Here is a 7,119-nt window from a genome sequence, read left to right on the forward strand (position 1 = left end):
TGTCGAGTAGGCAAGGGGAATTTCACCCCGAGCCTCTCCCAGAACCGGACGTGATAGTCTCCCATCATACGGCTCCTGTTATACAGAACTTTACTAACAAGAGTAGCCCACCTGCCAGTGGTAAAATAGGGTTGGGAATTGCACCCTTACCCTGTCTAACCACCTGAATGCCCGGTTAAGGCTAGTCTTGTATCGCTTGTACCGTTTTCTTGCCCACCTTACTAAACGCCTCCTTAATAACTGGAAAACTTTTGAGAGTTCGTAGCCTCTGAATCTGGCATAATAGTTTACCCAACCCCGAATCATAGGATTCAGGATTTTTGCTATTCCCACTATGCTCCTACAACTCATGTTCACTATATCCAACTCCTCCAGCTTGTCAGCTATCCGCTTTCTTGAGCCTATGCTAATGGCACAGTCAAACCCAAGAAATAGTTTACCTGTCTTCCGTGAACGGGTGGTGCGGGGTTGGAAGGAATAGCCAAGAAAATCAAACTTGACATTTTCTCCCTTCATCCTCCTCCGATAATCCTTACAGTAGACTGTCTTTGTCTTATCGGGGTGGAGTTTCAATCCGCAGTCAGCCATCCTTTCTCTGACAGCTTTCAGAGTCCGTTCAGCATGGGCTTTGTCATTGCAGTGCAGTATCGCATCATCGGCATATCTTGCGAATTTTACTGTCTTGTCGGTATTTTCCAGCCATCTGTCAAGGGCGTAGTGTAGAAACAGATTGGACAACAACGGGCTAACTACTCCTCCCTGCGGTGTCCCTTTTCCCTGCTTTTCCACCAGATCCCCCGAAGTTTTCTCGACTGGAGCTTCGAGCCACCTCGTTATGTAAAGCAAAACCCATTTTTCAGGGACATGCTTCTCTAAGGCCTGCATCAGCTTGCCGTGGTCAATGTTATCAAAGAACCCCTTGATGTCCAAATCGATCACCCAGTCCAGTCTGTGGCAGTTAGACCTTACAGATTCCAATGCCTGATGGGCATTCCTGTGGGGTCGATAGCCATACGAACTGTCACTGAACAACTTTTCCAACCTGGGTTCCAGATAATCCTTGACCACCATCTGCCCCACCCTGTCACTTATAGTCGGTATGCCCAATTTCCGGACTTTTCCGTCCTTCTTCGGGATTTCCGATTCTCTGACTGCCGGTGGGAAGTAGCTCCCCGATGCCATGCGGTTCCAGAGTTTATACAGGTGTTTGGTTCTGTCCGCATTGAACGAATCCATGCTGACTTCATCCACACCCGCACTCTTACCGTTTGCCTTGACTTTCAGGTAGGCGTTCCATACCATTTCCCGACTGATCGGTACTGTTCTTGTCTCATTCCATAAATTCATCCTGTCTTTCAAGTTGGTCAATGTAATGGGACTGTATAACCCTGCCCCTTCACTCCTGTCCCGTTACAGAACAATCCTCGTTACTAAGGGCAAGTCCGCCTCCCGATTTTATCGGGATTCCCGAGTTCCGTAAATAAGCCCGGATAGAGTTCACGCCGCCTGAATGACGCCTGCCATACGGACAGTAAGTAGGTTCCCTCCGTATTTATCACCGTATGCTTACCTTTACGGCTTTTGACAGAATGTGGCACTTTCTCGACACCTCTTCAGCGGTTACGGTAAGTTCGTCTCCTCTACCCATACCGGATCCCACTCTTGGCGGAATCTTTTCCCAAACGCTCAGTACCACGGCTATAGCACCCTTGGGTGGTTTGAAGCCCCTTCCTATAAAGCAACTCCGATGGGTCGGTTCCATCATCTCATTTACAGCATGCAGCGAAATTAATATTGCCGATTCACTGCTTCTCGGCACACATAAGCGTAGTGCGGGATTAGAAGCACTTCACTTTCGGTTTAGTCTTATGCTTGTTAATATCAAAATCGTTTATCTTTAGCAATTTAGTCCGCATTACGCTTATACAGTGTTATGGGCTTGTTTTATTTTATCCATCCTACAGATTTTCTCCACTTGTTATATTCCCGTTTTCTTTTTTTAAAGTCTTTTGGTGGGTGTTGATTTTCATTTTTCACTCTTTCTATCATAATCTGACTTTGCTCTTCAAGCGTGTTAAGACCAATGGACTTTCTCCTTTGATTGACCTTTGCTATATCATCATATTGATTAGGACTCATTTCTCCATTTTCGTCCCAATCAAATTGAGTACCGTAGAGTTGTGGCTTTCCTTCAAAAACGGCTATTCGGTCACTCAAATATGCAAAACTTTTTAGGTCTGCTTTGTTTTCGTTAACGGCTACTTTGAGTAACTCAGCAGATTTTTTCATAAAATAAGGTTGTCCGATAGAATGTTGAATAACTAACCAAGCTGCTTCGCTCGCTTCTTTGCCTACTTTTTCAACAGTTGGATAGCCGATATTGTCGATTATTTTATCTAATATTTTTGCGTTTCTGCAGTGTAAACTTGCCATTTTCTCATTATAATCTTCGCTTAGCAATCCGCCTTGAATAAGTTTGTCACGAAACTCCAAATCTGCATTCTTCAGTCCAATAATTATTTCAGCTATTTCTTCATAGTTCATTTCTGTTGGTTGTGTCACGTTCAACGGCTATGATATGTTAAGCGAGGTATTTTAATAACGCTTTCATGTCCGACTACGGTATGTTTAGTTAGTTGAATTAAATTCATATTTAAGTAGTTAGGAGGCTTGTGTTACAGCCGATGTTACCTGCTGGCTTTTTTATTTGGCCGATTCTTTTTTTCAGATATGGACATTACTATACTTTTCGGTTTCTTATTTTCATTAATCAATTCAGGATTCATTTTTTCTGAAATTTCGACAGCTTCCCAAATCATTCTTGTAATCTCTTGCTTTGGGAAAGATTTGATGTCCTTTACTGCTATGTGCCTTATTAATTTTCCATTTCCATTCAGCTTAACCTCCTTTTTTGTTAGTTCCGCTCCACGATTAAATCCAAAATTTACGTGACCAGAATAGACCGCAATATGACAAAATGCGTCTTTAAGTTTTTCTGATTTAGAGTAGCCCATTGACACAGCATTATAATTGTCATAAATCAATTCGTTTGCTTGTGGCACCAAATCAGTAACAAAATTTCGTAACTCCAACACCAAGCTTTGAATTTGCTCATCATAAGGCTCTATGAATTTTATAAGTAGTGGATTAGTTTTCATTTCACTTTTTTAGCTTGCCCATAACGGTTAGTGTATGAGCAGAAGCGGATTTTAAACCACTAAACTGTCAAATAGCAATATACTTATAAAAAAGCAAAAACGGTTCAAGTATACACTCAAACCGCTATTGCTTATACACTATGTTGTATATCGTTTATTTTAACCAATTATAAACATAGTTCGCTACTTCTTCCCAACCTTCTTCTCCTACAATGAAATGATCACGTCCTTCAAAGATTTTGTGTTCTCTTACACTGTTTTCATCCTTGTATCGCTTGAAGTTGGTCTTGTTCAAAGAAACAGGGACGATGTGATCCTCTTTTCCAGAGACAAAGAGCATCGGTGCATGCGACTTTTTGAAGTCAATCTTACCTGCTTTCTTTAGCGTCTCTCGAGGAATATTTCTGCTCTCCGGTACCACGAACTCATCAAAGATCTTATCAGATTCTTCTCTCGACAAGGTGTTCGTAAATGAATAGTGGAACCATTTTTTCGTAGGATAAAACACCGAATTGCCTTTGAAAGGGTTCAATACACCCAAGTTCGACTTCGCAAAGCTTGGCTTCAAGGTAATGACGCCTTTTGGTGGCGCACTGCTGATGACCACTGCAGCTTCGGCCAATTCCTTCTCAACTAACTTCTGCGCGACCAATGCTCCCATAGAGTGCCCGATAAGGATAGGCTTTTCGGGTAAGGTGGCGATAAAGGCTTCCATTTTGTTCACCCAATCCGTAAAAGTGACATACCCTAAACTATCCGGTGTGTTGTTCTTTAGCTCAGAAGGAGTTCCTTCATGTCCAGGATTTTCCGGTGCATGGGTAGTGTACCCTCTTTCCTGAAAGAATGCTTCCCATTCTATCCAGCTTTCGTTGGTAACGAAGAGTCCGTGAATAAATACGATCGTTTTAGATTCGATTGTGTAGTTCATTTTACTTTCTGATTTTGTTTGTGAAAATGTTTGTAGTGTGGTCGCAAGAGCAATCACTAAAAGGAGACTTAATTTTTTCATTTCTTTGCTTGTTTTTGATTACAAGGCAAAGTTCAAAAACGAGATAGAGGATTTCTTTAACCCAGGTTAAAATCACTACCTGCCTGCGATTCTTTTTCTTATTCTGCTGAGGGAAGGGCCTTGTATGCCCAGATAAGAGGAGATGTGATACAAAGGAACATTATCGTTGAGCTCGGGATGTGTTTTGATAAGTTCTAAATAACGCTCTTCTGGAGATTTCAGCAAGAAGCTTTCCGTTCGCTCAATGACAATGTTTGCTGCCATCTCAGCAGTTAGTCGCCCAAAGCGTTCCCATTCGTGGGATTGCCTATAGAGATTTTGGAGATCGAAAATGTTAATACAAATGATATGGGCATCAGTTAATGCTTCTGTATAATATTCGCAAGGAATTTGCCTCACGAAGCTTTTATAAGCCGTTACAAATCCATTTTGAGAAAAGAAGAATATATTTTTGTCTTCCCCAGATTTATAATCAATAATATACGACCGAAAAATGCCTTCAACAATGAATCCAAGCTCTTTGCACACGTTCCTATAGTCATTGAATAGCTCTCCTTTCTTAAAGGACTTTTCGTGCCAGAAGTTTGAAGATAAATCAAAGGCTTCTTCTGACATACCAGCGAAGTCTTTAAAGGTAGCTTTTAGTATTTCAGTATTCCTCATTTCCTAATGATATACAACGGTCTAGTGCATGAGCAGTAGCGGTTTTTAATGCACTACTTTTCCGGTTATAAATGTAGCAAATTTTATGCACTTACTTTTGGGTTTTGCCCGAAACCCGCTATTGCTTATACACCTTGTTAGCAACTGGCCTTAATTCTTTGTTAAATCGCCTATGTTGTATTTTATCAAAATCCTCCACATAATCTTGATGTTCCGTTTTCATTATTCTGTCCCAAAAGCGGAAATATAAGCCATAGTTTCCTTTGAATTTTGAGTGGTGAATGTTGTGGTGTGTAGAGGTGATAAAAATCTCAAATAATACAGATTTTCTGAACCATTTGGGGGTAATTTCATAACCCAAATGCCCATACACATTAAATATAAAGGAAATGAATGAAAAAATAAGCAAGGATAATGGGTGTAAGGGTAATAAAAGCAATAAAATGGGTGCTATCAATCCTTCTAAAATACTTTCATAAATATGAAAAGAATAAGATGCTAAAGGCGTTGGATTGGTAGATTTATGATGTACCAAATGAATGTGTTTGAATAATTTAGGAAGATGTATAGCTCTATGCATCCAATAAAAATATGTGTCGTGAATAATAAGCATTAAAACAATACTTACAGGAATCCACCATAAGGATTTTTCATTTAGATTGAAATAAACTTGTGTGTATTTAGATAAAGGTGTCGAAAATACCAACACAGAAACCACAGCAATAACGACTGTGGTCTGTGCCGAATGTGAAATCTCTCTGATGAAATCTTTGGTTTTTGCTAATTTAGTTTGAATTTTACTTTTCTGAAAATAGTTAGGAAACCACTTGTAAAATACTACAAAAGCAATACCTGCTATAAATGCATATCTAACAACATTCACTAAAATAGGATTCCAAAAACTCATTTGCTTCTTATTTATTAGTTCAAGTCAATGGTATATTGGTTACCGTTTATGGTAAGCGTAGCGGTTTGATTTCCATTAAATACAATACTTCCATTATATGAGAAGTTACCTTGATTTGTAGAGCCGGTTAGCGTAAAAGTACCTGTGCCAGAATCAACTTCATAATCTGATTTACCTACAACCAAATCAACCAAAGTTGCATCAAAGTCAGAAGTAACAGTTCTTGTAGTTTGGTTGGTGGTGAGTTGCTGTGTACCAACGCGCTCAAAAGTGGCATTATAAGTTAAAACTGATGAAGTAGGTTGTAATCCCGTAACGGTTGCCATAAAAGTTGAGGAATCGTCAGACTCTATACGTGGCGTGGTGTAGGTACCACTTCCTGAAGAATTAAACGTTGCGGATTGAGGCACATTCAACGCATTACAGGTTATAGTAAAGTCCCAATTAAAATCATATGATGCCTGAACCAAAGTACCATTATACGAGTACATATAACTATCGGTTACAGGTTGGTTGCATTGAACATTTAATGAAATTTCCTCTCCATATGTTTTTGCATATTCGTAGGTTGTTTCTTCTAAACCTGCGGATTCTTCAGCTAAGGATTTTTCAACAATTTCTACAGCTTCTTCTTCGGTGATGGCTTGAGTTTCAACCATTGAATTGTCATCGTCATCGCTACACGAAAACATAGCTAAACCAATGACAAGTGCAAATAAGATTTTTGATTTTTTCATTTTAAATATTTTAAGATTAAACATAGGGCAAATATATTCTCGGAGTTTCGCCTATGACGTTAACAAAAGTTAAGAAAATTAAGGGTTTTGGTTATTGAACAATACCAAAAAGAAAATCACGCACAAAATTAATGGTAACATCCATTTGAGCTTCATTCATTACAAAAGGTGTATGACCAGCGAGACTGTAATCTCAACTCTGTCTAAGCTTGGAATTTAGTTTTAAATTTTATAAGTAGTAGACATGAGCACAGAAGAAAAAGAAAACCTAAAAGAGAAAGCATTAAGACAGTTTAAGAATGGAGAGCCACTTTTTGGCAAAGGCGGAGCCTTTACTCCCATGCTGAAGGAGTTTTTGGAAGAGGCTCTTGAAGCAGAGATGGAAGGGCATCTGAGCAGCGATGAGTCTGGCCGTGAGGTTGGAAATAAGCGTAATGGGAAGGGCCGGAAGACTGTGAAGAGCAGCCATGGAGAAGTCGAAATTGAGACCCCTCAAGATCGGCATAGCAGCTTCCAGCCTCAGATTATTGAAAAGCGCCAACGTATCCTGGCGGACAATCTTGAGAAGCAAATCATCGCCATGTACGGTTTAGGTAACAGCCTGCGGGATATTCAGGATCATATTTCTGAGATGTATGATACAGA

At 39.9% G+C, this 7,119-nt stretch carries 8 protein-coding genes; 1 reads left to right on the forward strand and 7 read right to left on the reverse strand.

Going from position 1 to position 7,119, the window contains the following annotated elements; all coding sequences use genetic code 11:
* Window positions 1-93 precede the first annotated feature (93 nt).
* The 7 genes from ltrA to BMW71_RS23410 all read right to left on the reverse strand — a co-directional run bounded on the left by ltrA (window position 94) and on the right by BMW71_RS23410 (window position 6,474).
* A complete protein-coding gene (gene ltrA / locus BMW71_RS23375; protein WP_244891296.1) occupies window positions 94-1,359 on the reverse strand; it encodes a group II intron reverse transcriptase/maturase in 1,266 nt (421 codons plus the stop codon).
* 585 nt (window positions 1,360-1,944) lie between these two features.
* A complete protein-coding gene (locus BMW71_RS23385) occupies window positions 1,945-2,544 on the reverse strand; it encodes a DUF6624 domain-containing protein (RefSeq protein WP_092178964.1) in 600 nt (199 codons plus the stop codon).
* Window positions 2,545-2,687: 143 nt separating this feature from the next.
* A complete protein-coding gene (locus tag BMW71_RS23390) occupies window positions 2,688-3,158 on the reverse strand; it encodes a DUF1801 domain-containing protein (RefSeq protein WP_092178965.1) in 471 nt (156 codons plus the stop codon).
* A 154-nt stretch (window positions 3,159-3,312) separates the two neighbouring features.
* Complete coding sequence (locus BMW71_RS23395) at window positions 3,313-4,167, reverse strand: alpha/beta hydrolase (protein WP_218145631.1); 855 nt, start codon at window positions 4,165-4,167, stop codon at window positions 3,313-3,315.
* 75 nt (window positions 4,168-4,242) lie between these two features.
* Window positions 4,243-4,830 (reverse strand): Crp/Fnr family transcriptional regulator, encoded by a 588-nt coding sequence (locus BMW71_RS23400; protein ID WP_092178966.1) that lies wholly within the window; start codon window positions 4,828-4,830, stop codon window positions 4,243-4,245.
* Between the two features lie 118 nt (window positions 4,831-4,948).
* The gene (locus tag BMW71_RS23405) at window positions 4,949-5,737 is read right to left on the reverse strand and encodes a sterol desaturase family protein (protein WP_092178967.1); all 789 of its coding nucleotides are present in this window, start codon (window positions 5,735-5,737) and stop codon (window positions 4,949-4,951) included.
* Between the two features lie 14 nt (window positions 5,738-5,751).
* A complete protein-coding gene (locus BMW71_RS23410; RefSeq protein WP_143057747.1) occupies window positions 5,752-6,474 on the reverse strand; it encodes a hypothetical protein in 723 nt (240 codons plus the stop codon).
* 244 nt (window positions 6,475-6,718) lie between these two features.
* Between BMW71_RS23410 and BMW71_RS23415 the strand changes: the two genes are divergently transcribed.
* On the forward strand, window positions 6,719-7,119 hold a 401-nt coding region (locus BMW71_RS23415), incomplete at its 3' end, for a transposase (RefSeq protein ID WP_177179603.1).

Origin of the sequence: Cyclobacterium xiamenense (assembly GCF_900109255.1) — a bacterium.
Taxonomy (GTDB): domain Bacteria; phylum Bacteroidota; class Bacteroidia; order Cytophagales; family Cyclobacteriaceae; genus Cyclobacterium; species Cyclobacterium xiamenense.